At 60.2% G+C, this 25,576-nt stretch carries 20 protein-coding genes and 3 pseudogenes; 12 read left to right on the forward strand and 11 right to left on the reverse strand.

Translation table 11 applies throughout. From position 1 onward, the window contains the following. Window positions 1–39 precede the first annotated feature (39 nt). Window positions 40–1,058, forward strand: a pseudogene (locus AC07WT_RS13890) (IS110 family RNA-guided transposase). Between the two features lie 450 nt (window positions 1,059–1,508). Here the strand turns inward: AC07WT_RS13890 and AC07WT_RS13895 are convergent. After that, a pseudogene (locus AC07WT_RS13895) lies at window positions 1,509–1,748 on the reverse strand (NAD(P)(+) transhydrogenase (Re/Si-specific) subunit alpha); the annotation flags it as partial. Window positions 1,749–2,101: 353 nt separating this feature from the next. Here AC07WT_RS13895 and AC07WT_RS13900 point away from each other — a divergent pair. Both AC07WT_RS13900 and AC07WT_RS13905 read left to right on the forward strand, forming a co-directional pair. Then, window positions 2,102–3,073 carry an alpha/beta fold hydrolase gene (locus AC07WT_RS13900; RefSeq protein WP_492592817.1) on the forward strand — a complete coding sequence of 324 codons (972 nt, stop codon included), beginning with the start codon at window positions 2,102–2,104 and terminating at the stop codon, window positions 3,071–3,073. Continuing rightward, window positions 3,070–4,644, forward strand: a complete 1,575-nt coding sequence (locus tag AC07WT_RS13905) for an AMP-binding protein (RefSeq protein ID WP_492592816.1) — start codon at window positions 3,070–3,072, stop codon at window positions 4,642–4,644. The genes AC07WT_RS13900 and AC07WT_RS13905 overlap by 4 nt, the downstream gene beginning before the upstream one ends. A gap of 89 nt (window positions 4,645–4,733) precedes the next feature. Here AC07WT_RS13905 and panC read toward each other — a convergent pair. From panC to AC07WT_RS13925, 4 genes and pseudogenes are all read right to left on the reverse strand, one after another. Then, a pseudogene (gene panC, locus AC07WT_RS13910) lies at window positions 4,734–5,569 on the reverse strand (pantoate--beta-alanine ligase). 36 nt (window positions 5,570–5,605) lie between these two features. Beyond that, window positions 5,606–7,276 carry an electron transfer flavoprotein-ubiquinone oxidoreductase gene (locus AC07WT_RS13915; protein WP_494947505.1) on the reverse strand — a complete coding sequence of 557 codons (1,671 nt, stop codon included), beginning with the start codon at window positions 7,274–7,276 and terminating at the stop codon, window positions 5,606–5,608. A 113-nt stretch (window positions 7,277–7,389) separates the two neighbouring features. Then, window positions 7,390–8,208, reverse strand: coding sequence for an SDR family NAD(P)-dependent oxidoreductase (locus AC07WT_RS13920; RefSeq protein ID WP_492592814.1), 819 nt, complete (start codon window positions 8,206–8,208; stop codon window positions 7,390–7,392). 34 nt (window positions 8,209–8,242) lie between these two features. After that, entirely contained in the window at window positions 8,243–9,211 is a 969-nt protein-coding gene (locus AC07WT_RS13925; RefSeq protein WP_494947506.1) for a phytanoyl-CoA dioxygenase family protein, read from the reverse strand. 490 nt (window positions 9,212–9,701) lie between these two features. On the opposite strand from AC07WT_RS13925, the gene AC07WT_RS13930 reads away from it, so the two are divergent. From AC07WT_RS13930 to AC07WT_RS13950, 5 genes are all read left to right on the forward strand, one after another. Beyond that, entirely contained in the window at window positions 9,702–11,168 is a 1,467-nt protein-coding gene (locus AC07WT_RS13930; RefSeq protein WP_494947507.1) for an acyl-CoA reductase, read from the forward strand. Window positions 11,169–11,202: 34 nt separating this feature from the next. Further along, window positions 11,203–12,072 carry an oxidoreductase gene (locus AC07WT_RS13935; protein WP_492592811.1) on the forward strand — a complete coding sequence of 290 codons (870 nt, stop codon included), beginning with the start codon at window positions 11,203–11,205 and terminating at the stop codon, window positions 12,070–12,072. 28 nt (window positions 12,073–12,100) lie between these two features. Then, on the forward strand, window positions 12,101–13,465 hold the full coding sequence (locus tag AC07WT_RS13940) for a hypothetical protein (protein ID WP_494947508.1): 1,365 nt from the start codon (window positions 12,101–12,103) through the stop codon (window positions 13,463–13,465). Window positions 13,466–13,669: 204 nt separating this feature from the next. After that, window positions 13,670–14,269: a TetR/AcrR family transcriptional regulator gene (locus AC07WT_RS13945; RefSeq protein ID WP_492592809.1), complete on the forward strand. Its 600-nt coding sequence runs from the start codon at window positions 13,670–13,672 to the stop codon at window positions 14,267–14,269. Further along, window positions 14,190–15,545 (forward strand): NADH:flavin oxidoreductase, encoded by a 1,356-nt coding sequence (locus AC07WT_RS13950; RefSeq protein WP_494947509.1) that lies wholly within the window; start codon window positions 14,190–14,192, stop codon window positions 15,543–15,545. The genes AC07WT_RS13945 and AC07WT_RS13950 overlap by 80 nt, the downstream gene beginning before the upstream one ends. Window positions 15,546–15,678: 133 nt before the next feature. On the opposite strand, the gene AC07WT_RS13955 is transcribed toward AC07WT_RS13950, so the two are convergent. From AC07WT_RS13955 to AC07WT_RS13965, 3 genes are all read right to left on the reverse strand, one after another. Beyond that, complete coding sequence (locus tag AC07WT_RS13955) at window positions 15,679–16,374, reverse strand: SDR family NAD(P)-dependent oxidoreductase (RefSeq protein ID WP_492592807.1); 696 nt, start codon at window positions 16,372–16,374, stop codon at window positions 15,679–15,681. A 57-nt stretch (window positions 16,375–16,431) separates the two neighbouring features. Next, window positions 16,432–17,226, reverse strand: coding sequence for an enoyl-CoA hydratase/isomerase family protein (locus AC07WT_RS13960; protein ID WP_492592806.1), 795 nt, complete (start codon window positions 17,224–17,226; stop codon window positions 16,432–16,434). Between the two features lie 135 nt (window positions 17,227–17,361). Then, window positions 17,362–18,558: an amidohydrolase family protein gene (locus AC07WT_RS13965; protein WP_492592805.1), complete on the reverse strand. Its 1,197-nt coding sequence runs from the start codon at window positions 18,556–18,558 to the stop codon at window positions 17,362–17,364. Here AC07WT_RS13965 and AC07WT_RS13970 point away from each other — a divergent pair. Then, window positions 18,557–18,820 carry a hypothetical protein gene (locus AC07WT_RS13970; protein WP_494947510.1) on the forward strand — a complete coding sequence of 88 codons (264 nt, stop codon included), beginning with the start codon at window positions 18,557–18,559 and terminating at the stop codon, window positions 18,818–18,820. The genes AC07WT_RS13965 and AC07WT_RS13970 overlap by 2 nt on opposite strands. Beyond that, window positions 18,810–20,288, forward strand: coding sequence for an MFS transporter (locus tag AC07WT_RS13975; protein ID WP_494947511.1), 1,479 nt, complete (start codon window positions 18,810–18,812; stop codon window positions 20,286–20,288). The genes AC07WT_RS13970 and AC07WT_RS13975 overlap by 11 nt, the downstream gene beginning before the upstream one ends. A gap of 82 nt (window positions 20,289–20,370) precedes the next feature. Here AC07WT_RS13975 and AC07WT_RS13980 read toward each other — a convergent pair whose 3' ends face one another. Further along, window positions 20,371–21,168 (reverse strand): IclR family transcriptional regulator, encoded by a 798-nt coding sequence (locus tag AC07WT_RS13980; protein WP_492592802.1) that lies wholly within the window; start codon window positions 21,166–21,168, stop codon window positions 20,371–20,373. Between the two features lie 247 nt (window positions 21,169–21,415). On the opposite strand from AC07WT_RS13980, the gene AC07WT_RS13985 reads away from it, so the two are divergent. Further along, window positions 21,416–22,174 (forward strand): SDR family NAD(P)-dependent oxidoreductase, encoded by a 759-nt coding sequence (locus tag AC07WT_RS13985; RefSeq protein WP_492592801.1) that lies wholly within the window; start codon window positions 21,416–21,418, stop codon window positions 22,172–22,174. A 182-nt stretch (window positions 22,175–22,356) separates the two neighbouring features. Here the strand turns inward: AC07WT_RS13985 and AC07WT_RS13990 are convergent, their stop codons facing one another. Further along, window positions 22,357–23,598 (reverse strand): CaiB/BaiF CoA transferase family protein, encoded by a 1,242-nt coding sequence (locus AC07WT_RS13990; RefSeq protein WP_494947512.1) that lies wholly within the window; start codon window positions 23,596–23,598, stop codon window positions 22,357–22,359. 122 nt (window positions 23,599–23,720) lie between these two features. Beyond that, entirely contained in the window at window positions 23,721–24,515 is a 795-nt protein-coding gene (locus AC07WT_RS13995; RefSeq protein ID WP_492592799.1) for a crotonase/enoyl-CoA hydratase family protein, read from the reverse strand. 241 nt (window positions 24,516–24,756) lie between these two features. On the opposite strand from AC07WT_RS13995, the gene AC07WT_RS14000 reads away from it, so the two are divergent. After that, window positions 24,757–25,533, forward strand: coding sequence for an enoyl-CoA hydratase (locus AC07WT_RS14000; protein WP_492592798.1), 777 nt, complete (start codon window positions 24,757–24,759; stop codon window positions 25,531–25,533). Window positions 25,534–25,576 lie beyond the last annotated feature (43 nt).

Below are 25,576 nucleotides of genomic sequence, written 5' to 3' on the forward strand. Positions count from 1 at the left end.
GAAAATACGAAGTTTTCCAGGCAAACCGGAGGATCCATCGTGAAGCTTACGCCTGTTGGGATTGACATCGCAAAGTCGGTTTTTCAGGTGCATTACATCGATCAGGAAACCGGAGAAATCGTGAACAGGCCGATCAAGCGGGCAAAGTTCCTCGAGCACTTCGTGAATCGTGCGCCATGCCTGATCGGGATGGAGGCGTGCGGCGGAGCGCACCACTGGGCCCGGCAACTGGCGAAGATGGGACACCAAGTCAAGCTGATGCCAGCGGAGTTCGTCAAGGCGTTCAACATACGGAACAAAAACGATGCGGCGGATGCACGGGCGATCTGGCTGGCGGTACAGCAACCGAGCAAGGCAGTGGCAGTGAAGACCGAGATGCAGCAGGCGATGCTGGCGCTGCACCGGATGCGGCAGCAACTGATCAAGTTCCGCACGATGCAGATCAATAACCTGAGAGGGCTGCTCACGGAATACGGCGAAGTGATGAGCAAGAGCCGGAGCAAGCTGGACAAGGAAACACCGGCTGTGCTCGAACGGTTGGCTGAGCGTCTGCCCGCCGTGCTGATTGATACGTTTCGTGAGCAGTGGAACGCCCTGACGAAGCTAGACGAACAGGTTGCCGAGATCGAGCGACGTATGCGCGAGTGGAGAAGGAAGACAAAGCGGTGAAGGCAATCAGTGAAATTCCCGGCGTGGGGCTGCTGACAGCAACGGCGGCAGTCGCGATGATGGGCGATCCGAAAGCATTTAGTTCGGGGCGGGAGTTTGCCGCGTGGATTGGGATCGTGCCGAAGCAGACGGGCTCGGGCGGCAAGGTGAACCTGCACGGGATCAGCAAGAGGGGCGACACGTATCTGCGCACACTGCTGATTCACGGCGCACGGAGTGTGGTGACACGCGGGAAGGCGCCCGGCGAGTGGGTTGAGCAGATGAAGACGCGACGGCCGAAGAACGTTGTGGTCGTCGCATTGGCCAACAAGATGGCCCGAACGATCTGGGCGGTGCTGGCCCATGACCGGCCCTACCAGAAGGACTATGTGAGCGTGAAGCCGGTCTGAAAGGCTCGCACACGATGTAGAAGATCAACTTTTAGCACAGGGTGAACGTCGAAAGGTTGCGCAGCAATCGAGTGTAATGACAAGCCAGGTAGGACCGGGACTCGATAGACCTGAGGGGTAATACGAGCTTTGAGCTCGCCGGACGAATGAGGATCGAGTCAGCGTATTTCATAGGGGCCAGCAGCAGACGTCGTGGCTGCATCAAGGCCGGATATAGATCCGCAGCCCATCCTGTCTATCGGAACACACGAGAAACTAGCGCAAACGGGACGCGTTCATATAGATTACCCCAACAGACAATTGTCGGAGCGCGCTATGGCGCGGCTGATCGCGAAACCCGAACAGCAACCATTTGATTTATATAAACTAAATATTAGGGGCTGACCGATAACCCTTGTTGAGCCTAGATCGCGCTATCGTCGTAATCTGCAATGAAATCACGGGGACGCCCAATTCGGCATCGGTCGGGGATTGGACCTTGAGGACTAGATCAGCCCCAAAAGCAGTAGCCGCATCGACGATTTCCGCGCCGGTGGCTGTAAAAGCTTCGTCAGGAAAGCTTGCGCCGGTGCCGGCGCCGCTCTGGATCGTGACCCGGTGGCCCTGGGTCACGTACTTCTTGACCGTTTCGGGCGTCGCGGCGACGCGGGTTTCGTGCGCCCTCGTTTCTGATGGAATGCCTATATTCATATGAGATCGTCTAATTTTCAGAATGTCTGAGGCGGTGGTAAATCAGCATGACTACGACTCTTCACCCCAGCGCACATCCGGCACACCGATTGCGGCCAGGCCGAAAACACAGGTTCCGCTGCACCTGTAGATGAAGGACCATCGAAACCCCCATATCCAGGCACGGCTCACAATGAGCGTTGCCGGAACTACGCACCCACAAATGTGAACCATGTATGATAATGTGAACGACAGAATCTGTCATCCACAGCGTATGAAAATGCTGCATATGCGTCCATCCTGGGCAGCGGCGCTCCATGCAGGCTTAGTCAGCGTGGCTCGAACGTCCAGCGGAAGCTCAACCAGGAGATGCAATGACTCAATCGGCAGGCACAGTCCTCATCACTGGTACCACCGGTGCGCAAAGCGATGCGACCAGTCCCGCACCCGGATCATATTCGCCGCTCATCAATGACGGAACTCGAGCGATGACTGATACCGCGCCGTCGTGGTTCGTATCGGCTCTGCGACAGCCACGCCAATCACATTTCACCCACTCCAGCGGCGTCCGTGTCCATTTCGTCTCCTGGAATGCCAATAACGTACACAAGCCTGGCTTGCTGTTTGCGCATGGATTTCTCGGCCATAGCCATTGGTGGGACTTTATCGCGCCCTCCTTCACGGACCGCTATCGTGTCTTCGCGCTTGATTTCAGTGGTATGGGAGAGAGTGGTCATCGCTCCGAATACCGCGCCGACAGTTTTGTTCGCGACATCGCCGCCGTAGTCGGGGCGGCGGGCATCGCCCCCGCTAACGTCGTAGCCCACAGTTTCGGTGGCTCACGCCTCCTGCAGGCTTGCGCGATGTTTCCCGAACTGATCCGTCAGGCTGTCGTGCTGGACTCTTACTACGCGCTGCCTGGAGATGACCTTCCGATCATCGGCAGGCGCCCCGCGCCGCGTCCCTATCCCGACGCCGGGACTGCCATTGCCCACTTCCGTCTCATCCCTGGTCAGGCATGCGAACCATGGTTGCTGGCGCATCTCGCGCGCATGTCGGTACGTCAAACCGATGCGGGTTGGACCTGGCGTTTTGATCCATCGCTGCGCGAGCTTCAACCGGTCGAAGGCGACGCCGGACTGCTGGGCCGCATCACAGTTCCGGTCACTTATGTCCATGCGAAAAAGAGCGCGGTGGTCAGCGCCGAGCGAGCGACCAGAATAGTGGCCGCCATCCCAGATGCGCGTGGGCCCGTGACGATGCCCGGCGCGCACCACCACCTCATGCTGGATCAGCCTCTTGCGCTGGTCGATCTTTTGCGGGACTTGCTGGAGCCGTCGACATGAACAGCGCCGCCCATCGCAACGACTGGATACCCGATGTCCCGTTGAATTTGCTGCTGTCGAGATCTGTGCAGGCCCATCCTGCAACACGCATGCACTTTCATACAGAGGAAGGCGTCGCGAGCGTCACCACGCTGGAACTGTTGAGCACGGCGGCGCGCCTCGCCAGCGGGTTGCGCGCCCTCGGGTTGCGAGCCGGTGACGCTATCGCCATGCAACTGCCAACGCAGCGGGAGACCGCGGTTCTCTACCTGGCCGCGCTGGAAGTCGGTGCGGTGCTGGTGCCGATCGTGCATATCTACGGGCCTGCCGAAGTGGGTTTCATCCTGCGGGATTCGCGGGCGCGCTTCCTGTGTGTGCCTGAGCGCTGGCGTGGGATCGACTTCCTGGAACGCATCGACGCGCTGGGCAGCCTGCCTGATCTGGAGCGCGTCATCGTCGTCGGCAATCGCACGCCACGCAACGGCATCACGCTCGAGGCCGTTGAAGCGCTTTCACAAGCATCGGCGATCGACGCCTATTCGCCGCCCCCGCAGCCACAGGACGTCTGCCTGCTGCTCTATACGTCGGGCACCACGGCAGCGCCAAAGGGTGTGCAACATACGCACCAGACCGTCGGCGCCGAATGGTCCATCCCCTTCATCGATGGCCCCGGGCCCTATTTCACCCCCTTCCCTGCCGGTCACATCGCCGGCTTCAATTTTCTGCTGCGCCCTTTCGTGACCGCGACGGAGATGGTGTACACGGACCGCTGGGATGCATCGCTCGCAGCCGAGCTGATCGAGCGCTATCGGGTACGCCTTTCCGGCGGCACGCCCTTTCATCTGCAGGGTCTGCTGGAGGCGGCCCGGCTCGAAGGGCATAATCTCTCGTCTCTCGCGGCCTACGGTCTGGGAGGAACCGGCGTCACACCCGAACATATCGAACTGGCGGATCGCGCCGGCTTCGCGGGCACTCGCGCTTATGGATTGACGGAACACTCGACGGTCAGCATAGGCTGGCGCGACAGCTCCTTCGAACAGCGCGCTTACACGGACGGACGCGTTCAACCTGGCAGTCTGGTGCGAATCGTGGATGAGATGGATCGAGACTTACCGTCCGGCAGCCAGGGGGAGATTCTGACCAAGGGCCCCGAGCTGTTCGTCGGCTACACCGACCCGACACTCAGCGCAAATGCATTTACCCCCGATGGCTGGTTTCGCACCGGCGACATTGGCAAGCTCGATTCGGCAAACTGTCTCACGATCGCCGATCGCAAGAAAGACATTGTGATTCGTGGCGGCGAGAACATTTCATCGCAGGAGGTCGAGCGCGTACTTGCCACGCATCCGGCGATACGGGACGTAGCCGTCGTCGGCCAAAACGACTCGCGGTACGGCGAGAAAGTGTGCGCCGTGGTCGTGCTTCAGAAAGGCGCGTTTCTCGACCTCGCGTCCGTACAAAAGCATTTTTCCGAGGCTGGCGTAGCGCGTCAGAAGACTCCGGAAAGTCTTTATATCGTTGCTGAGTTACCGCGCACAGCCTCGGGGAAAGTTCGAAAGCCCGACCTGCGCAGGCAGGTCAACGGGAGTTGACCGACTCATAACTGCTGGCACGTGGTTACGGAGAAACGACAACGCGCCGAGCACGACGGCATACCGTTTCATCCGGGATGGTTGTCCACTCAGATTTCCAGATTGTCGATCAGTCGCGTCGTGCCGAGCTTCGCCGCCGCCATCACCACGAGCGGTTCCACGCTGAGTTCCTGCGGATCAGGTGCTCGAAGGTCCGAGCGCCGGCGGATAGACACATAGTCTGGAACCCAGCCCCTTTCAGCGAGTATGCTAAACGCCTTTAGCTCGACCGATTTCAGATCGCTCGCGCCGCTTAGCATCCTGTCACGAACCTGATTCAGCGTCCGATACAAAGCAGGAGCTTCCGCTCGCTCCGAAGGCGCGAGGAAGCGATTGCGCGACGATAGCGCAAGGCCATCGACGTCGCGCACTGTTTCGGCGCCGATAATATCGACAGGCAAGGCAAACTGCGCGCACATCTCGCGAACGATCGTCAACTGCTGATAGTCCTTCTTGCCGAACATGGCCACCCGAGGCTGTACGCAAGACATCAGCTTCATGACAACCGTACACACGCCATGAAAGAAGCCGGACGGAACTCCCCTTCGAGCATGTCGCCAAGCGCATGCGGTGGATGAACACGATACTCCTGCGGCTGCGGATACATGTCACGCTCGGTCGGCGCAAATAGCACGTAGACATTTTCCTTCTGTAGCTTTTCGATATCGGCTTCGAGCGTGCGCGGATATTTTGCGTAGTCGTCATTCGGCCCGAATTGCAACGGGTTAACGAAGATACTGGCTACTATGGGGTCGCCATATTGACGTGCCAGGCGCATCAACGACAAATGACCTTCGTGCAGATTGCCCATGGTTGGAACGAAGGCGATTCGGCTCTGGCCACGCAGTTGGGCGCGCAATTCCTCAATGGATCTGACAAGTTTCATGCCGCTTCTTAACTCTATGTTCAGCTCGAAGATTGACTACATATTCGGATAGTTAGGACCGCCGCCACCCTCAGGCGTCACCCACACGATGTTCTGGGTCGGGTCCTTGATATCGCAGGTCTTGCAATGCACGCAGTTCTGCGCGTTGATCACGAGACGTTCGCTGCCGTCGTCGTTCTTCACGAACTCATACACCGCTGCGGGGCAATACCGCGCTTCCGGACCGGCATAGGTCTGCCAGTTCACGTTCACCGGCACCGACGGATCTTTCAGCGTGAGGTGAGCCGGCTGGTTCTCTTCATGATTGGTGTTCGAGATGAACACCGACGACAACCGGTCGAACGTCAGCTTCCCATCCGGCTTCGGATAAACAATCGGCTTGCACTGCGAAGCAGGCTTGAGCATCTCGTGATCGGAATGCTGGTGATGCAGCGTCCACGGCACGTTGCCGCCGAGCACCTTCTGCTCGAGGCCGACCATCAGCGTGCCGAGGTACAGGCCCTTGCTCATCCACTGCTTGAAGTTGCGCGCCCGATGCAGCTCGGTATGCAGCCACGAGGTCTTGAACGATTCCGGGTAAGCGGTGAGTTCATCGCTAGTGCGTCCGGCCTGCACCGCTTCAAACGCAGCATCGGCAGCCAGCATGCCGGTCTTGATCGCCGCATGCGAACCCTTGATCCGCGATGCGTTCAGGAAGCCCGCATCGTCACCCACCAGCGCGCCACCCGGGAACACGAGCTTCGGCAGCGACAGCAGACCGCCCGCGGTGATCGCCCGCGCACCGTACGACACCCGCTTGCCGCCTTCGAGTACCGCGCGGATCGCCGGATGCGTCTTGTAGCGCTGGAATTCCTCGAACGGCGACAGATACGGGTTCGTGTAGCCCAGACCGACCACAAAGCCCACCACCACCTGGTTGTTGTCCATGTGATAGAGGAACGAGCCGCCGTACGTGTCGTTCTCCAGCGGCCAGCCGGCAGTGTGCATCACCAGACCCGGCTTGTGTTTCGCCGGATCGATGTCCCACAGTTCCTTGATGCCGATACCGTAGACCTGCGGATCGACGCCTTCGCGCAGCTTGAACTTGTCGTTCAGCTGGCGGCCGAGGTGCCCACGCGCGCCCTCGCAGAAGAGCGTGTACTTCGCGTGCAATTCCATGCCGAGCTGGAAATTCTCGGTCGGCTCGCCATCCTTGCCGATGCCCAGATTGCCGGTGGCCACACCCTTGACCGAGCCGTCGTCGTTGTAGAGGATCTCGGCAGCAGGAAAACCTGGAAATATTTCCACGCCCAGCGCTTCGGCTTGCTGACCCAGCCAGCGTGTGACGTTCGCGAGGCTGATCACGTAGTTGCCGTGGTTCTTGAAGTTGTCCGGCAGCGCCCAGATCGGCACGTTCTTCGAGCCGGTTTCGGTCAGAAACAGGAATCTGTCTTCGGTCACGTCCACCGTCAGCGGCGCGCCTTTTTCCTTCCAGTCCGGGATCAGTTCGGTGATGGCGCGCGGATCCATCACCGCGCCCGACAGGATATGAGCCCCGATCTCCGAGCCTTTTTCCAGTACGCACACGCCAAGCTCGACGCCTTTTTCCGCCGCCAGCTGCTTCAGGCGGATCGCCGCGGACAGGCCAGCCGGGCCGCCGCCGACGATCACGACGTCGTATTCCATCGACTCGCGTGGACCGTATTGTTCCAGCGATACTCCTGCCATGCAAAGTGTCTCCCTGACCGACTTGCGGACATCTTTGTTTTGCAATCCAAAATTATCAATCCGGCCAGAAGGCACGAACTAGCGCATCAGAAGCACGCTTACTCAACGGAACCTCACCGCTGCATCAGTTCATATGCGCAAAGCGCCGCGATCTCCGTCACGCCGCCATCGACCGGAAGACACGCGCCGGTAATGAAGCGCGCTTCGTCGCTGGCGAGGAACAACGCGGCTGATGCGACGTCCCATGCGTCTCCTTCGATGCCGAGCGGCGCGATCTTCCGGCGCCGGTCCCTGGCCTCGTCGTCCAGCATGGATTCGACCATCGGCGTGAGGATATGACCCGGCGCAATCGCATTGGCGCGCATGCCGTCGCGCCCGTAAGCAACCGCCAGTTCACGCGTCAATGCAATCATGCCGGCCTTTGACGACCCGTAGGCAGCCGACCCATGACTCCTGATTCCCGCAGTTGAACTCACATTGACCACCGAGCCGCCCCCACCCGCGACCAGTTGAGGGGCCGCGCTGCGGCTCATCAGAAACGCGCTCGTCAGATTCACGTCGATGATGCGATCCCACGCGGCCTCGTCGAGATTATCGAAGCGGCCGCCCGCGCCTGCCACGCCGACGTTGTTCACCAGCACGTGGAGCGCGCCGTAACGCTCGACCGTGGCGGCCACGATACGGGCGCAGGCACTACTGTCAGTGACATCGGCAGCACAGACAAACGCATTGCCGCCCGCCTCATGAATCATCGCAAGCGTCTCGGCGGCTCGCGTCTCATGCTGGTCGACAAGACACACCGATGCGCCTTCACGCGCGAAAACACAGGCAATCGCCTTGCCCGTACCAACGCCGTTACCTTGCGAACCGGCCCCTGTCACGATCGCGACCTTACTCGCAAGACGCCGATGGAATGTTTTCGGATAAGGCATCTCGTTACCCAATACGAAGTAAACCGTTGAACAATTAATGAGGAGGACGCAAGACTGTCACGCGGCCTTCATGCGACGCCAGAATAACCTCGTCCCCGGGGTGAAAGCGCATGGGGATTTCCTCGAGCGGTACCTTGCCGCCATCGAGACCGCGGCTATACGTACTCTCATCGAGCATAAACGTTCCGCTGCGGCCGTCCTCGCCCTGCACCGCTACCTCATGCTGCGTGATAGAAGTGATATTGCCGACGATCGGCGTGTTACCGGACGCCGCCATCACCCGGATGTCCATCGAGAGCCGGAAGCGGTCCGAGTAATTCGCCACGCCGGTATGCGGAGTGTTCAAATGCATGATGACCACATCGCCCGGCCGATAAGTCGTGCGACGCCACGCGTGTGCGGGTACTGCGCCATCGGGAATCGGAAACAGCGGCGGCTGCGAAAGATCGTGCAAATATGGCCCTTTATGCAGCCCTTCGGCAAGTACCAGCCCGCCGACGTTCGCATCAATTTCCGCGAGCGGGATCCAGCAGATGAGGAACGGTATTCCCGCGTTGTAGAAACCGTCCTGATGAACGTAATCGAAGCGAGGACGTGAGCGGTCCTGTGCTGGCGGCGTCGCGCGGTATTCCACTGTCGGAATCCAGAACGGTTCGTCGGCAAGCAGTCTGGTGAAGAAACGATGGATGGCCGGCTCGGCAGCAAACGGTTTCCATATCTTGCGTGTTGCGAGCGGTTCCATACGGAACGGGAATTCGCCAAGACTCTTGCCGTTGTAGCGAGCGATCGGATCGCCAGGGGCAATCACGCCGAGCTGCGAGATCTCCTCGAGAAATTTGCTGCGCAACCGTTCGACCGCCTCCGTATCCAGCACGCCGCGGAAGAACCAATAGCCATCGCGCTCCCAAGCTGCATCAAGTGCCGCGCGGTCGTCGAGGATATCGTTCGATACGTGCAGTTCCTGCATGGCCGGCAGCACACCAGCTTCCAGTACTGAGGTCATTTCGTCTCCTTATTGTTCGTCGCGGCTCATTCGTGCGGCCGATATCCCACCCGTGGCGCTTGGGATTCGAGTCTAGTCTTGAGCTCAATTTAATGCAACTACTAGTTGCATTATTGGTGCCAGCAAATCCCGGACCTGGTTCGTGACGAAGGGTCTCATCAGATCGTCCAACCTCATCTCCTGCTGAGGATGCTGTTACATCGTCGCGCGCGGAGTCGACCGCCAACAACTTGGGGAAAACCACACGACGATATTCGTTGCGGTTTTCGAATGGTGTGCATATATTTGCATTCAATCGAAGATGCGTCTTTGGCAGGAATCGGGTGGATCACTCGAACTGCACGGTTTCACGGATGACGAAGTCAATACGCTGAAGCAGTTCATGGATCGCACGATCGCCAACTGAGCTGACAACATCCACCCGCCCTGCATTCCGCGCCGTCGTCCGGGCGCCTGAATTGCACCTAATCCAATCGCGCAGGAGTACCACATGGATCACGTCGAATCACCAACCCGGGAAACCGGGCCATCGCCGCAAGGTGGCGCCACTGCGGCGTTGCGTGTGCCGCACGTCTATCGTGGGCGAACGGTGGTGGGGAATGCAGTCACGCACGTATCGCGCGATCTTGGCAAAGGATTCTGCACGCCGGCGATAGATCTCGATGATCTCGTCTGGCCCCGTACACAGGCGGGTCCGGCATTCGATCTGCCGATTGCACAAGTCATCGATTTCCTCGTCGAACTCGGTCCGCGGCTGCATCTGGATGTGAACAGCCTGATGCAACAGGCACTCGAATCGATGATCGAAGTGAGTCCGCTTGGGCGTCGAATTCTGGAGAATTGCTACCGCGATATCCCGAACCTGTTTTCCCGCGGCGTGATCGAAGATGAATTGCGCCTCAGCCTCGGCGAGGCCGGCTTCATTGACGGCTGGATGCCGCGCACATTGCGTGGCCGCCCAAGCCGTCTGCGCGCATTTCCGCCCAGACTGGTTCACATACTTGCCGGTAATTCGCCGATGGTGGCGGCGATGACGGTGATGCGCGCGGCACTGACCAAAGGCGTGCATCTGCTGAAACTGCCGTCCAACGATTTGTTCACCGCGACCGCCATTCTGCGCACGATGGCCGAGATCGACCCGGCACATCCGTTGACACAGTCGTTTTCGGCAGCTTACTGGCGCGGTGGCGACGAAAACGTCGAGTCGATCCTGTATCGCCCGCAGTACTTCGACAAGCTTGTCGTGTGGGGCGGCGAAAGCGCCGTGCGCCACGCGATGCGTTACGCCGGCCCCGGTCTCGAACTGGTCGCATTCGACCCCAAGGTATCGATCTCGCTGATCGGCCGGGAAGCGTTTGCTTCTGACGAACTGCTGAAGCAGGTGGCGCGTGCCGGCGCAGCCGACGTGCAGTCGTTCAATCAGGATGCGTGTAACGCGAGCCGCTATCAGTTCATAGAAGGCAATGAAGAAGACACCGACCGCTATTGCGAACATCTGGCAGCCGCGCTTGGCGAAAACTTTCGCTATGGCGACGGTCAGGGTCCTCTCGTACCGGCCGACATCCGCGAGGCAGTCGACGTATTGCGCGAGATGGAACCCCTTTATCGCGTGTTCGGGGGATACGACGGGAAGGGCCTCGTCATCAGGTCGGACAAGCGGGTGGACTTCCATCCCATCTGCAAAACCGTGAATGTCGTGCCGGTGCAAAGCCTGCGTGATGCCACCCGCTTTGCCACCGTGGCGACGCAGACCGTGGGCATTTATCCGCCGCATCGCGTCGTCGAAGTACGCGATGGGCTTGCATGTGCCGGCGTGCAGCGCATCGTGACGCTCGGCGAATCGATTTCGGACGGCGTCGGCGGCTATCCACATGACGGCATGTTTCCCATCCACCGTTTCATGAAGTGGATATCTGAAGAAGCGGGCGACGTAGTCGAAGCCGGCCGGCCCGTGTGAAATCCGCTTTGCTTTCATTCGGGAGAGATTTTTGATGACCGCTATACCGACATCCTCCGCTGTCTGGCTCATCACGGGTGTGTCGTCCGGCTTCGGCCGCGCCCTCGCCGAAGCCGTCCTGGCTCGTGGCGACCGGGTGGTCGGTACCGTACGCAACGCATCTCAGATCGCCGCCTTCGAACAGATGTCGCCTGCCGGATTCGCACATGGCGTCGTGCTCGACGTCACCGATTCAGCTGCCGTGCCTCGCGCAATCGCAGAGGCGCTTGCTCACGCAGGCACCATCGACGTGCTCGTCAACAACGCCGGATACGGTCTGTTCGGCGCACTGGAAGAGGTCTCCGACGCCGAGGCGAGGCAGGTCTTCGATACGAATTTCTTCGGCACCGTGAACACCATCCGGGCCGTGCTGCCGCACTTCCGTCAGCGAGGCTCCGGACATATCGTCAACCTGTCGTCTGTCGCGGGGTTGATCGGCATCACGGGATGCAGCTTCTATTGCGCTTCCAAGCATGCGGTCGAAGGCCTGTCGGAGTCGCTTGCGCGAGAACTCAAACCGTTCGGCGTGCACGTCACACTCGTCGAACCCGGCGGATTTCGCACCAATTTTGCGGGCGGCTCGCTGCGCTGGAGCGAAGCCGTCGAACCTGCGTACGCGGAATCCGTGGGCGGGATACGCGAACAGATGTCCCACTATCACGGTACGCAGTCCGGCGATCCGGCCAAGGCTGCGGCGGCGATCATCCAGGCGGTCTACACCGAACCGCCACCGCTGAGGTTGCCGCTCGGACCCGATGCCGTGAGCGTTGTGCGCAACAAACTTGCGTCCTTGCAGGAAAACCTCGACGCGTGGCTCGAAGTCTCAAGCGCCACGGATTTCGATCAATACCGCACTGGCGCGTGACGCAACGTTACGTCACGCCGGAGATACCATGTCGACGCTCAACCTCTTTTACGATCTGCTTGAACAGGACGGCGACCCGTTTCGCCGCCATCCCGACAATTTGCGCGCGCTTCAACTGACGGCAATGCAGGAGCGTTTCTCCCAACGCCGTGAACAGATCAGACTGCTAGGCCGTCGCGCCGCCGACACGGGCGTCGACGAAATCCGCAGCGAAGCCGACATGGTGCCGCTGCTGTTCGCGCACCAGATCTACAAGAGCTACCCCGAGCAGTTCGTGGAAAGCGGCCGCTGGAAGCACCTGAATACCTGGCTGCAAACGCTGACGAGCACACCGGTGACTGACGTCAATGTCGACGGAGTCGACAACGTCGATGCATGGATGGATCGTCTGCGTAACGCCGGACATCATGTGTTCAGTTCGAGCGGCACCTCCGGCAAATGCAGTTTCATCAATCAGACGCGCGCCGACCTGGACCACGTAACGGCCTCGTGCGTAAAACTCGGCGTGTATGGAAACAGGCTGATCGAACGGGATTTCGGCAAGCGTCCGGTGTTTCTGATGATGCCGCCGAGCGGCGCGCATCGCCATATCGGGCCAGTCCTGAGCGCCGCCACGCAGCTCGGCAGCGAAAGCACACTAATGTTCGATGAGCCGGCGCTCGCCTCCGCGACGATCGCGATGGGCCGCATGCGTCGAGCGCTCGCCGACGGCAGCGCAAAGCCGAGCGAAATAGCGGCCTTCCAGGAGCAGGCGGCAGCGCGTCAGCGACATACCGGTGCAATGATTGACCGTTTCCTGGACAAACTACTCGCTCGCCGCGATGGACCTGTGCTCGTGCAAGGCAACTGGTCGCTGCACTGGACGCTGGTCGACTACGCTCGCCGGCGCGGCGTGACGGATGGCATCTGTCATCCGGAGACGGTCATCACCACAGGCGGTGGACTGAAGGGTACTCAGGCGCCCGTCGATTTCCGCAAGCAGATCGTCGACTTCTATGGCATTCAACCGGAGAACGTCCAGAACAGCTATGGCATGTCCGAAATGATCGGCACCGGCCCTTGGTCCGACGTGGCACAAGGCTATGCGATCTGTCCGTGGATCGTCCCGTTCGTGCTCGACAAATCAGGCGAAAAGCTGCTGAATCCCGCCGATGGCAAGGGGGTAGTCGAAGGCCGCTTTGCGTTCTTCGATCTGCTTGCCGAAGGATACTGGGGCGGATTCATCACTGGCGACAAGGTGACAGTCGACTTTTCACCCAAGGGCGCCACAGACGGTTTCCAGGGGCCGCTCGTCAGACAGGTCGGCCGTTACGCGGATCTCGAGGAAGGCGAGGACAAGCTGTCGTGCGCGGGCACGATGGAATCTTATGTCCGCGGCATGATCGACGTGTGACGTAGCTGGCGCGCCGGCCTGCGCCAGGTCGGCCCCACTGGCGGACCGGCAGGGACGTGAGTACACTTTCTTCTTTTCCTTCGTGTCCCTCCGCCCATGGTCAAGCCCTCGGCACTTCGAGCTTCGCGCTCCGCTACCGTTGACGGCACTGCGACAGCCGCACCGCGCTCCGCGGGGCGCCCCACGCAGGACGCCGCCGCAGAATTGCGCGAAAGGCTCCTGAACGCAGCCACGCAGGCTTTCCGGGCAGAAGGGTTCGGCGGAGCCAGAGTCGAAGAAATCGCTGAGCGTGCGGGAATCAGCAAGACAACCGTTTACCGGCAATACGGCACCAAGGAAGACCTGTTTCGCGCTGCTATCTGGCACGGCATGTCGGATCTGCGTGGCAGGATCGAACAAGTGCTGAAACCGCGCCGCGACTTCTCGAAGACATTGCTGGTCCTTGTACGCACACTGACGGACCATATGGCGTCCACTGACACGATCGAAATCACCCGCGTCAGTGTCGGGGAATCGCATCGCTTTCCGGATGTAGCGAAGGGATTCCTGCAATATGTGAATGCGATGCTGGAACCGGTAGCGGCCTTCATCGCGTCGGCCGCTCAAGGCGGAACGATAAACGTCTCCGACGCGCCGCAGGCCGCCCGTGACCTGCTGACGCTCGTTGCCGGAAGCGTGGAAGTCCTGATGGGCATTCCAACCACGCCCGCGCAACGCGAGCAGCGTGCTGCCCACATTCAGCAGTTGCTGCTCTCGGCGTGGCAGTATCAATTGCCCGACCACCAGCACAACTCGCGAACTTAGGTCCCGCCCTCCTCCGTGCGTCTATCTGGCCCATCACCTGAAACTGGGCCGACGCGCTTTTTTGCGGCAGGAATATAGCGTATCATTATCCGTACGCAAGTCAACTATACGCACGGAGACAGGTATGATCACCGCGCCACTCTTTACGCCACTTTCGGTCCGCGGAGTTACGCTGGCAAACCGTATCGTCATGTCGCCGATGACGCGCGGCTTCTCTCCCGACGGCATGCCTGGGCCTGATGTCGCTGCATACTACCAGCGGCGCGCCGAAGGCGAGACGGGGCTCATCATCACTGAAGGTGTCGGCATCGATCATCCGTCGGCACTCGGTGAAGCCGGTCTCGGAGAAAACTCAATCCCGACACTGGCCGGGGCGGAGTCGGTCGCAGCGTGGCGGTGTGTGACGGATGCGGTACACACGAGTGGCGGTCTGATTTTTCCGCAGTTGTGGCACATGGGCCCGATGAAGGAAGCCAATACCGGTCCCGTTCCTGCTGCAGAGCCTATGCGCCCTTCCGGACTGTGGGGTCCGACCGGTCGCCTGGCCTCGCTCGATGCCGGCTATCTGGCGCGCGTGAGTGCCCCTACCCGCGCGATGAGCGATGAAGAAATCGCGGATGTCATCGCCGCCTATCGCCGCAGCGCGTCATACGCGAAGGCCGCGGGGTTCGACGGAATTGCCATTCACGGCGGCCATGGCTACCTGATCGATTCGTTTCTGTGGAGTGAGACCAATCAACGCACCGACGCCTGGGGCAAAGATCGGACTGCCAGGAGCCGTTTTGCCGTGGAAGTGGTCCGCGAAATCCGCGCGGAGATCGGTGAAGCCATGCCCATCAGTTTCCGCTTTTCGCAGTGGAAACAGCAGGATTTCAAGGCGCGTCTTGCGACCACACCTGCTGAACTCGAACAGACGCTCGTGCCGCTCGCCGAGGCGGGCGTCGATATTTTCGAGGCGAGCACGCGCTATTTCAATCGTGCGGAGTTCGACGGCTCGGAGATGAATCTCGCCGGCTGGGTGAAAAAGGTGACGGGCAAGCTGTCGATGACCGTAGGCGGCATCGGGATCAACAAAGGTTTCTATGACTCGATGGCCGGGACGGAAACCGTTGCCCAGCCCGACCTCACGCCGTTGCTCGAACGGTTCCTGCGCAACGAGTTCGATCTGATCGGAGTGGGACGCTCGCTGCTGCATGACGCGCACTGGGCTCGACGCGCCCGTCTGGGTGAACCGTTCCTCGGATTCAGCACGGATTCCCTGACGCGCTTGACCTGAGTGGCAAGGCCTTCGTGAGATCCTGAACGTCAAGGGGATCGCGATGGTCCGACTGACTGCGTCAGACCATCGCCTCGCAAACCAGCGTGCGCCAGCACGTCACCCTACGGAAGACCGCGCCCCCTGCACAGCTCTATGAACGGCCAGTAACCGGAATCGCCGCGCCAGTCACGGCCGAGGCAGCCTCGGAGGCGAGGAAGAGGATAACTGCCGCGATGTCAGCAGGCAGCACCCAGCGTGAAAAGTCTGCATCAGGCATGTCCTTGCGATTCTGCGGCGTATCGATGGTGCCTGGCAAAATCGCGTTCACTGTAATGCCGCGATCCTTCAGTTCGTCGGCGAGCGCTTCGGTAAGACGCAGCACGCCCGCTTTCGACGCCGCATAGGCCCCCATCCCCGCGCCTGCGCGCAGCGCCGCCCCTGCACCGATATTGACGATGCGGCCGCCTTGCGGTCCAGCACCAAACTGGTCGAGCGCGGCCCTCGATGCCGTCGCCGCCGTGCGAACGTTCATCTGGTACATCAGATCCCAGGCATCCAGATCACTATCAGCCAGCGTTTCCCAGCGAAAACCACCGGCCACGTTGATCAATGCATTCAGCGATCCAAAGCGCTCGACGACCGACGACATCGCGGTCCGTGCGCTGCCGAGATCGGTCAGATCGACGCCGCCCAGCCGCCATTGCGCGCGCTGCTCGTCGAGAGCCGACGCGTCGGGCACGGATGCCCGATCCACCAACGCAACCTTCCATCCATCGGCGGCAAACGCGTCGCCAACCGCCCGTCCGAGTGTGCCGAATCCACCGGTAATCGCGACTACTCGTTGCATGTAAAACACCCCTGTTTCGTGACGGATCTGGCGCTGGTCATGCCTGGCCAAAACGGCTTAGCGGCCCTTGAAAACCGGATCGCGCTTCTCGCGAAACGCATTCACCGCTTCCTGATGATCCTCGGTCTGATTGGACAGCGCCTCATAGGCGATAGACGCATCGAGTATCGAGTGCGCCAGTTGCTTCAAACCAATGTTGATCGAGGTCTTGGTCCACTGGATGGCCTGCGAAGCGCCCGATGCCAGACGCTTCGCCATCGTGGCCACGACCGCATCGAGTTCGTCAGCTGGAACGGCATAGTTGATCAGGCCGAGACGGGCCGCCTCCTCCGCGCCCAGCAGATCGCCGGTCAGCAGATATTCCTTGGCCTTCGCATAGCCGATGAGTTGCGGCCAGATCACCGCCCCGCCGTCACCCGCGACGAAACCCACCTTCACATGAGGATCGCCGATCTTCGCGTGGTTTGCCGCGTAACTCAGATCGCAAAAAAGCGCGATGGTCGCCCCGAGTCCCACCGCATGACCGTTGATCTTGGCAATGACGGGTTTCGGACAGTCGAGCATTGAAAAGATAATTTTCTTCGCGCGCTGCATGCCGGCGAGGAATTGTGACGGATCGTCGATCACCTGTTGCATGTGCTCGATATCGCCGCCGGCGCTAAATGCGCGGCCTGCCCCCGTGAGCACGACAACCCGGGTCTCGGGATCTTCCGCAACGTCTACGAAGAGCCGCGAGAACTCGACGTCCATCTGTTCGTCGAACGCATTCAACGTATCGGGCCGGTTGAGGGTAACGGTGAGGATGCCGCCGTCACGCTCCAGCAACAACGCCTGATAGTCCAGTAAATTCATGGCTAGCCTGTCCACAGTGACGCAAACATGCGGGGACATTGCAACCCCTCACGCTTGCGTAGTCATTTCATCTGTTAAAAAGCTCCTGATGCTTGCAGCCCGATGTCTCCCGTGCGGCCGCACAACATCGAGCGGCTAGGCCCGGGCGGGCATGAAGCGGCGCCCGTTGTCGTACATGATTTTCCGGGTGTCCTCCGCGGACAACGGCCCGCACGCTTCGCTTGCGAAATCGATGGGTTCAGGCACGCCTTCCGCATGCGGATAGTCGGAGCCCATCAACAGGAAGTCCGCCGAACCGGTCTGCTCGACGATCTGCGCGAGGTCATCTTCCGGATACGCTACCACGAAGACATTTTCCTTGAAAATCTGGCTCGGCCGGCTCTTCAACTGACCACAGGGCCAGTAGCCATTCTTCGACATCCCCCGGCACTTGTCCATCTTGACCAGCATCGACGGTACCCACTCCGCGCCGTTTTCCGCGCTGCACAGTTTGACGTTCGGAAAACGCTCGAAGAAATTGTAGAAGATGAAGGACGACAGTGTTTCGATCACGGGACGCTCGCCGTAACCGTGCATCCACACGAAAGCGGTCTGGCGCTGGCGCGACTGCTGTACCGGTTCGCCCCATACGGCCATGTGGTCCTTCATGTAGATGGCTTCCGAAACGTGGAAGGTCACGCATACACCCGCCTCGTTCAGAATCGCCCAGTACGGATCGAAATATGGGTCGCCAGGTGCGCGTCCATTGAACGGACCCATCGGCATCAGAATCACACGCACGCCATTCGCCACCAGCCACTTTGCTTCGGCGACGGCGGAGTCGAGATCGTCGAGCGTAACGATCGGCGTGCTGTAAATACGATCCTTGTAGTTGAAGGTCCAGTCCTCAAGCATCCAGCGGTTGTATGCGTGCAGTACAGCGTTTGCCGCAACGGGTTCGTTCAGATAGGAAATGCACGCCACCATTTCGCCGACATACATCGTGCACGCCTCGACGCCGAACTCATCCATTTTCTTCAGACGCGCGTCACGGTTGAACATGTCCGGAGTCGGCGGAACCCGCATTTCGACGTTGCTCTGGCCGTCCTTCATGGCTCGCAGCCATTCGTGCAGTTTCCCCGGCGGCGGCACGAGCCCTTCTGCCGACGTGTAGCCTTCGCTGATCTCCACCTTGCGATCGCCGACGTACATGCAGCGGTTTCCTTCTGCGGTAACCCGGCTGGTAAAGCCCCATTCTTTCTTGAACTTCTCGGGCAGGTAACGGCTGAACGCATCCTCCACTTCGTAGAAATGCGTGTCGGCGTCGTAAATCTTTCCTTGGTAGGTCTGCATGAAAAAGTCTCCTGTTGATATGAAGCGAGCAATCAATGCCGCGCCTGTTGGCCTGCTGATACCGGAGTATCGGCACACGCAGTTGACGTTCAAACCCCCATATCGAAACCAGAAGGACCGATACCGGATTGATATCGGCGAAAGCGACCATCACAATGCGCAGGACATACGCGAAATATTTTATGTAACTATGCGCACGGTGTTCAACTATGAGAAAATAAACAAAAGCCGACCTAAAAAGGAGACATCCAATGCACGCTGATGCACTGCCGCAATCGTCTTCGCGTCAACCGCTCGTCGAAGGTCCTCGACGCTGGTTCCTGCTTGCACTACTGATATCGGCGGTCTCGGCGTCAGCCGGCATCACCGTGATTTACACGATGCTCGTGACGCTCTACAGGGTTTTCCCCGGATCAGCCTCGGTTGGCTGGACGGTGACCGCGTACTGGCTCGGCGCGGCGGTCTGCGCGGCAATCTGTGGACGGCTGGGGGATCTGCTCGGCTACCGGCGTGTCCTGTTCATGGTACTCGCGATCGCTACCGTGGGAGGCATCGTGTCGGCGTGCGCGCCAAACCTCGCCGTGCTGATCGCCGGTTGCGTGATGCAGTCGATCGCGTCGGGCATCACGCCGCTTTCCATGGGGCTCGTCCGCGAAAATCTGCCGGCCCGCGAAATACCTTCTGCAGTCGGACTCGTCACCGCGGCCGGCATGGTTTCGGCCGGATTGATCTACATTTGCGCCGGTATCGTGATAGATCGCTACTCATGGCAAGGCGGGTTCTGGCTAAAAGTCGTGCTGTGCACGATGACAATCGCGGCGGTACGTTTATGTGTGCCGAAATCGAGCCCCAGGCCCGGCACGCAAATCGATTTCGTGCGCGGCCTCGCCTTCGCACCGGCGTTGTGTGCGATTCTCTTTGCGGTGCAGGAAATCCACACATGGGGACTGCGGGATCCGCGAACCGCCGGCTTGCTGATCGGCGGCGCAGTGGTACTGTGGCTCTGGGCGCGGCATCAGCGCAGCGTGGCGGACCCGCTTATCAACATCCGCTTACTGGCCAAACGTCAGGTGATCCTCGCGAACGCCTGCATGATGTGCATCGCGGTCGGCGCCATGCAACTCGGACAAGTGTTCTCGCTCTTTTTGCAACAGCCGGCATGGACACGCGCAGGGTTCGGACTGACAGCGACCGGCGCGGGCCTGCTCATGTTCACCTTTAACGTCACCGCGATGCTTGCCAGTCCGTGGAGCGGTCGCGTTGCCGCACGTCATGCCGCGCGTCCGGCGGCGCTGATCGGCATGAGCATGCTAGTGGTTGCCTGGGCGTGCCTGATCCCGCTTCATCGCAGTGTGGTGCTGTTCGTTCCAGGCGCGATGCTCTGTTCGTTCGGGCTCGCGTTTGCGCAGACGGCTGTCTACAACCTGATTATCGAAGCGACACCCGCGCAACAGACAGGCGAAGCGACCGGCCTGCTCTACGTGTTTTTCTCATGCTTCTTCGCGGTTGGCGCGCAAGCGGTTTTCACGCTGCTGCAGGGCGCCTCCGTGAGCAGCGGCGGCACCTCGTTTCCGGCGGCGCAAAGCTATGTGGTGGTGTTTGGATATGTCGCCGGCAGTGCGCTGCTAGGGCTCGTTATCGCATACGCGTTGCCGAAGCGTCGCGGCCCGGAACACCGTCTCAGTGTTATCGAAGGCGCCGGCCTGAGCGGCCCGGCACGCATGCAATGAGTCGGAGCGGCACCCTCTCACGGGCGCCGCTGTTTGGGACCCGTGAGAGCGCCGTGAAGAACCGTGACGCGCCTCGCCAGACCTACTCTTCCTCGCTCGCTTTACCCAACGCCGAGGCCCGCTGCGCGACCGCAAGCATGTGTTCCTCAAGATGCTCGCGTTGGCGATCGAACCGCTCCAGCGGCGCACCGACCGCCATCGCCGCGATCACCTCTCCATTCGGCCCGAAAATCGGCGACGACAGACCTGCCGAGTCGGGCAGCAGTTCGCCGCGGCTGACCGACAAACCCGTCTCGACGATATGTTGCAGTTCCTCGCGCAAGACTTTCTTGTTGACCGTGGTTTGCTCCGTATGACGCTCGAGTTTGACGGTGCGCAGGTACTCGGTCACAAATTCGTCCGGCGCATAAGCCAGCAGAACGCGCCCGGCAGCAGTGCAATACAGTGGCCGACGCATGCCGACTATCATCGAGTATCGAATGGACTGTGCGCTTTCGATAACGTCGACGTACGTAATGACCTTATGTTCCGGGTCGAGCACACCGATATAGACCGTCTCGTGAGTCCGCTCCGACAATTCGACCAGATACGGACGCAGCATCTTCGAGAAATTCCATACGGCCATCACATTCGCGGACAGCCGGAAAATGGACGGTCCCAGCCGGTAACGGCCACCGTCGTGCATCAGAAACCCTTCTGCCACAAGCGGCCGCAACAGATTCAACAAGCTACTCTTGGGCGACTCCAGTGCGACGTTCAGTTCTGCCAGCGACATCCCGTCCGACGCTTTTGCCAACACATCGAACAGCCCGAGCAGACGAGTCAGCGAACGCGGTCCGGTTACATCCTTGTCAGCCGAAGCCAGGATTTCTTTCGACATATCACTCCCCTTCCATTTGATCGCACCCATTATAAATGAACCATTCACATAGTCTCACGGCGGTCGCCGGTTTAGCATACATATTCTTTGCGGATTCGGGATTACGCCAAGACCATAAAACGGCACGCTTGCATTATAATTGAACGACGTTCATAAATGTGTTCGACACGATACCGTTCTGCGTCATGAGCCGGTTTGATCCGCATCGTGCGAGCGTTCAATAGTCGTATCGCGAAGGAGTAGATTCATGAGTGCACTAAAGGACCGGGTTGCCATCGTCACGGGCGGCGGACAAGGACTAGGACTGGGGATTGCAATTGCGCTGGCGAGCGAAGGCGCGAACCTCGTTCTGACGGGACGCACCGAAGCAAAGCTGCGAAAGGCTGAAACCACGCTGAAGGAGCATGGCGCTCAGGTGCTCGTGGTGCCTGGCGACACGCGCAGGCGTGCTGACGCGGACAAAACCGTCGGCCTCGCCATCGAGCATTTCGGGCGCATCGATATCCTTGTGAACAACGCGCAAAGCAGCACGCCGGGCGTGCCGCTGGAAGCGGTAACCGATGAAAACTGGTGCGAAACGCTCGAGTCCGGTCTCTACGGCACGCTGTATTTCATGCAAGCCGTCCTGCCCCACATGAAGCAGCAAGGTTCCGGCCGGATCGTCAATTTCGCCTCGCGCACCGGCATTGAAGGTACGCAGGGATTCGCCCCGTACGCCGCCGCCAAGGAAGGTATCCGAGCCTTGTCGCGAGTCGCCGCGCGCGAATGGGGGCCCTTCGGCGTCACGGTCAACGTTGTGTGTCCCGCGGCGCTCACGCCTGCTGCCGACGCCTATCTGGAAGCGAATCCGGTAGAGCGCGCGCGTTACCTGGCCGAAATCTCGCTGGGCCGTTTTGGCGATCCGGAGAAGGATATTGGACGAGTCGTTGCATTCCTTTGCAGCGAGAGCGCGGGTTACGTGACAGGACAGACCATCAATGTCGATGGCGGACAGACGATGCTCTAACCTTGCACAGGCAGGCCGATGACCAGGACCTCCGCGCGCACTGCAGCTCGGATTTCTCCTCCATCGAGCTTCGCGAGAGTGCGATGAAGTTTGGCCTTGACTCGTTCACCCCGAGTCGGGCCATTTTTTTTACGTGTTGTTCAGGCGCTGCATAACAACGCCCGACGAATCACGCCGCAGGATCAAATGACCTTGCGCGCACGCAGTGCGTCGATTTCCGCACTCGACATGTCCAGCAAATCGCGCAACACGACTTCGGTATGCTGGCCGAGCGTCGGTGGCGGCGTGTACGCATCGATCGGTGTGCCGGACATCTTCACCGGGTTGGCGACCATACGTACTGCATCGTTTGACAGCGGATGCGCGACCTCCACGCACATCTGCCGTGCCTGGACATGCGGGTCTGCGAACACCTGCTCCAGATTGTTGATCGGACCCGCCGGCACACCTGCGGCATCTAGCGCAACCAGCAATTCGTCACTCTGCCACTGCGCGATCAGCGGCTCGAACGCGTCACCGAGCGCCCGGCGGTTCCTGACCCGCAGCGCGATCTCGCTAAAGCGCGGGTCCGTTGCGAGCTCCGGGTGATCGAGTACCTTGCATAGCCGCGCGTACTGCTCGTTGTTCCCTGCCACGATCATGATGTCTCGATCCGCGCACCGGAACATCCGGGACGGCATGCCTCCGTTACCCTCGGTGCCGCGCCGCACCGGCACCTCGCCGGACACCAGGTACTGACTCGCATAGTGCGACGTGGCAGCTATCATCGAGTCCAGCAGCGAGAGGTCGATGTGCTGCCCTTCGCCGCCTTGCTCGCCGCCTGCATCGCGATGATAGAGGGCCGCCACGATCGCGGACGCCGCGTACTGGCCGCACAGAATATCTGCGAGGCTCGGACCGGTTTTCATGGGACCACCGCCCGGCATGTCGTCGCCGTTGCCCGTGATGCTCATCAAGCCACCCATCGCCTGGAAGATCGAATCGTAGCCGGGCCGCGGACTGTACGGCCCCGTCTGCCCGAAACCTGTGATCGAGCAGTAGACGAGGCGCGGATTGACGAGCTTGAGACTCGCATAATCGAGCCCGTATCGCTTCAGGTCCCCCACCTTGTAGTTTTCCAGCAGCACGTCGCATTTCGCCGCGAGCGACCGGATCAACGCCTGCCCGTCCGGGGTGGCGATGTCGCAGGTAATAGACTTCTTGCCCCGGTTCGCGCTGATGAAGAATGTCGATTCTCGCGTGTCGTTGCCATTGCGATCTTTCAGAAACGGCGGGCCAAACTGACGCGAATCGTCACCCTTGCCCGGGCGTTCCACCTTGATCACTTCCGCCCCCAGATCCGCCAGCATCTGCGCGCCCCACGGGCCTGCGAGAATGCGGCTCAGATCGAGCACGCGAATCCCGGACAACGCACCTTTCGTCATATCGAATCGTTTCCGTTGAATTCGTACCGGACGCTGCGTCCGGAGCTGTCGTCTTCCAGCGTCGGGGACGCTCGCCTGCGCCCCGCCTTTTATCGTGGCCGTTTGCCTTGCTTGCCGCCAGACTAGCGCCCAATGAATCTCGCGGTACGCCTTTCGACAAACGACTGCACGCCTTCCCTCGCGTCTTCCGTGTTGTAAAGAATCTGTTGGGCCGACTGGATCTTCGAATACGCGTCCAGCCATCCCGACCCAAGCGACACGCGCGCATTGGCCATGGTAGCCTGCACGGCCAGCGGAGCCTGCGCGGCAATACGCTCCGCGATTTCCAGCGCCCGCCCGAACTCCTCACCCGCCGGCACCACTTCCTGCACGAAATTCATGCGATACGCGTCCTGTGCCGTGAATTCGTCGCCGGTGAGCAGGATCTTCATCGCGTTGCCCCACCCTGCGCGATCCACCATCCGGATCGTTGCACCGCAGCCTGCCATGATGCCGCGCTTGACCTCCATCTGGGAAAAGCGGCAATTGTCGGCGGCCACCGCCACCTCGGACGCCAGCATCAGCTCGACAGCCACCGTAAAACTGATTCCCTTCAGTGCGATCACCACCGGCTTCTTGCGTAACGGTTCGCGCAGATTGAACGGGTCGACTTCGCCAACCGGAAGCAATGGTTTGCCTTCGCGGCGCAACGGAACGATCTTCGGCATGTCGAGGCCGGCGGTGAAGTGATCGCCCTCGGCGTAAAGCAGCCCGCAGAAAAGGTCAGGACTCGCTTCGAGAAGCGTGTACGCCTTGGCCAGTTCCTCGAACATTTTAGGGGTAAAGCCGTTGCGCTTTTCCGGACGATCGATGCCGATCAACAGAATATGGCCGCGCTGCTCCGTACGTATCTGTCCGTCCTCATGGCGTGTCGTCATGCCGTGCCTCCTTGCGTCATTTTGATGGGGCGCTAGCCCGAAGCTCAATTGACAAAGCCTCGTCGCGCATTCACAATTATAAACACCGTTCAAATCGCGGGCAAGTCTGTATACCGGCGATCCGTCCAGATTCGTGCTGCGATGCAGCGCGCCGGAACTCGTTACGGGTACCGATGCATGCCTCGTTGCCGGGACGGCATGCTGGCATACGTGTTCGTCCGGATTCATGCGAGGAAAACTCATGGCCTATGAAACGCTCATCGTCGAAACACGCGGCAAGACCGGCCTCATCAAGCTCAACCGACCGCAAGCGTACAACGCGCTTAGTAACCTGTTGATGGACGAACTGACTGTTGCGCTCGACGCTTTCGAAGCCGACGAAGCGATCGGTGTAATCGTACTGACCGGAAGTGAAAAAGCCTTTGCCGCCGGCGCCGACATCAAGATGATGGGCGAGTGGACCTACATGGACGTGTTCAAGAACCAGTTCATCACGTCCAACTGGGAACGCACGGCACGTTGCCGGAAACCCGTGATCGCCGCGGTGGCCGGCCTCGCGCTGGGAGGCGGTTGCGAACTGGCAATGATGTGCGACTTCATTCTCGCCGCCGACAACGCCAGCTTCGCACTGCCTGAAATCACGCTGGCCACCATCCCCGGCGCGGGTGGCACGCAACGTCTCACGCGCGTACTCGGCAAATCGAAGGCGATGGAAATGATTCTCACCGGACGCAGGATGGATGCTATCGAAGCCGAACGCTGCGGGTTGGTCAGCCGTGTCGTGCCCCTCGATGAGTTACTGGACGAAGCGTTGAAGACGGCCGACGCCATCGCTGGATTCTCGCAACCTGTCGTTGCAATTGCGAAGGAATGTGTCAATCGCGCCTACGAGTCGAGTCTCGCCGAAGGAATCCTGTTCGAAAGGCGAATGGCCTATTCAACCTTTGCTACCGAAGACCGCAAGGAAGGCATGGCCGCATTCGCAGAAAAGCGCAAACCGGTGTTTCGCCATTGCTGAGCACCGGGCGGACGCATGAATTCGCAGTCGCCGGAGTCAGCTG

Source organism: Paraburkholderia sp. GW821-FHT02A12 (assembly GCF_059422005.1).

Bases quoted from the DNA above. Each gene is read 5' to 3' on its own strand.
- AC07WT_RS13990 (WP_494947512.1), bottom strand. From the start codon at position 23,598: ATGACGAAAGGTGCGTTGTCCGGGATTCGCGTGCTCGATCTGAGCCGC.
- AC07WT_RS13965 (WP_492592805.1), bottom strand. From the start codon at position 18,558: ATGCAGACCTACCAAGGAAAGATTTACGACGCCGACACGCATTTCTAC.
- AC07WT_RS13930 (WP_494947507.1), top strand. From the start codon at position 9,702: ATGGATCACGTCGAATCACCAACCCGGGAAACCGGGCCATCGCCGCAA.
- AC07WT_RS13985 (WP_492592801.1), top strand. From the start codon at position 21,416: ATGAGTGCACTAAAGGACCGGGTTGCCATCGTCACGGGCGGCGGACAA.
- AC07WT_RS13980 (WP_492592802.1), bottom strand. From the start codon at position 21,168: ATGTCGAAAGAAATCCTGGCTTCGGCTGACAAGGATGTAACCGGACCG.
- AC07WT_RS13955 (WP_492592807.1), bottom strand. From the start codon at position 16,374: ATGCAACGAGTAGTCGCGATTACCGGTGGATTCGGCACACTCGGACGG.
- AC07WT_RS13995 (WP_492592799.1), bottom strand. From the start codon at position 24,515: ATGACGACACGCCATGAGGACGGACAGATACGTACGGAGCAGCGCGGC.
- AC07WT_RS13905 (WP_492592816.1), top strand. From the start codon at position 3,070: ATGAACAGCGCCGCCCATCGCAACGACTGGATACCCGATGTCCCGTTG.
- AC07WT_RS13925 (WP_494947506.1), bottom strand. From the start codon at position 9,211: ATGACCTCAGTACTGGAAGCTGGTGTGCTGCCGGCCATGCAGGAACTG.
- AC07WT_RS13935 (WP_492592811.1), top strand. From the start codon at position 11,203: ATGACCGCTATACCGACATCCTCCGCTGTCTGGCTCATCACGGGTGTG.
- AC07WT_RS13960 (WP_492592806.1), bottom strand. From the start codon at position 17,226: ATGAATTTACTGGACTATCAGGCGTTGTTGCTGGAGCGTGACGGCGGC.
- AC07WT_RS14000 (WP_492592798.1), top strand. From the start codon at position 24,757: ATGGCCTATGAAACGCTCATCGTCGAAACACGCGGCAAGACCGGCCTC.
- AC07WT_RS13920 (WP_492592814.1), bottom strand. From the start codon at position 8,208: ATGCCTTATCCGAAAACATTCCATCGGCGTCTTGCGAGTAAGGTCGCG.
- AC07WT_RS13940 (WP_494947508.1), top strand. From the start codon at position 12,101: ATGTCGACGCTCAACCTCTTTTACGATCTGCTTGAACAGGACGGCGAC.
- AC07WT_RS13900 (WP_492592817.1), top strand. From the start codon at position 2,102: ATGACTCAATCGGCAGGCACAGTCCTCATCACTGGTACCACCGGTGCG.
- AC07WT_RS13975 (WP_494947511.1), top strand. From the start codon at position 18,810: ATGCACGCTGATGCACTGCCGCAATCGTCTTCGCGTCAACCGCTCGTC.
- AC07WT_RS13915 (WP_494947505.1), bottom strand. From the start codon at position 7,276: ATGGCAGGAGTATCGCTGGAACAATACGGTCCACGCGAGTCGATGGAA.
- AC07WT_RS13970 (WP_494947510.1), top strand. From the start codon at position 18,557: ATGAAAAAGTCTCCTGTTGATATGAAGCGAGCAATCAATGCCGCGCCT.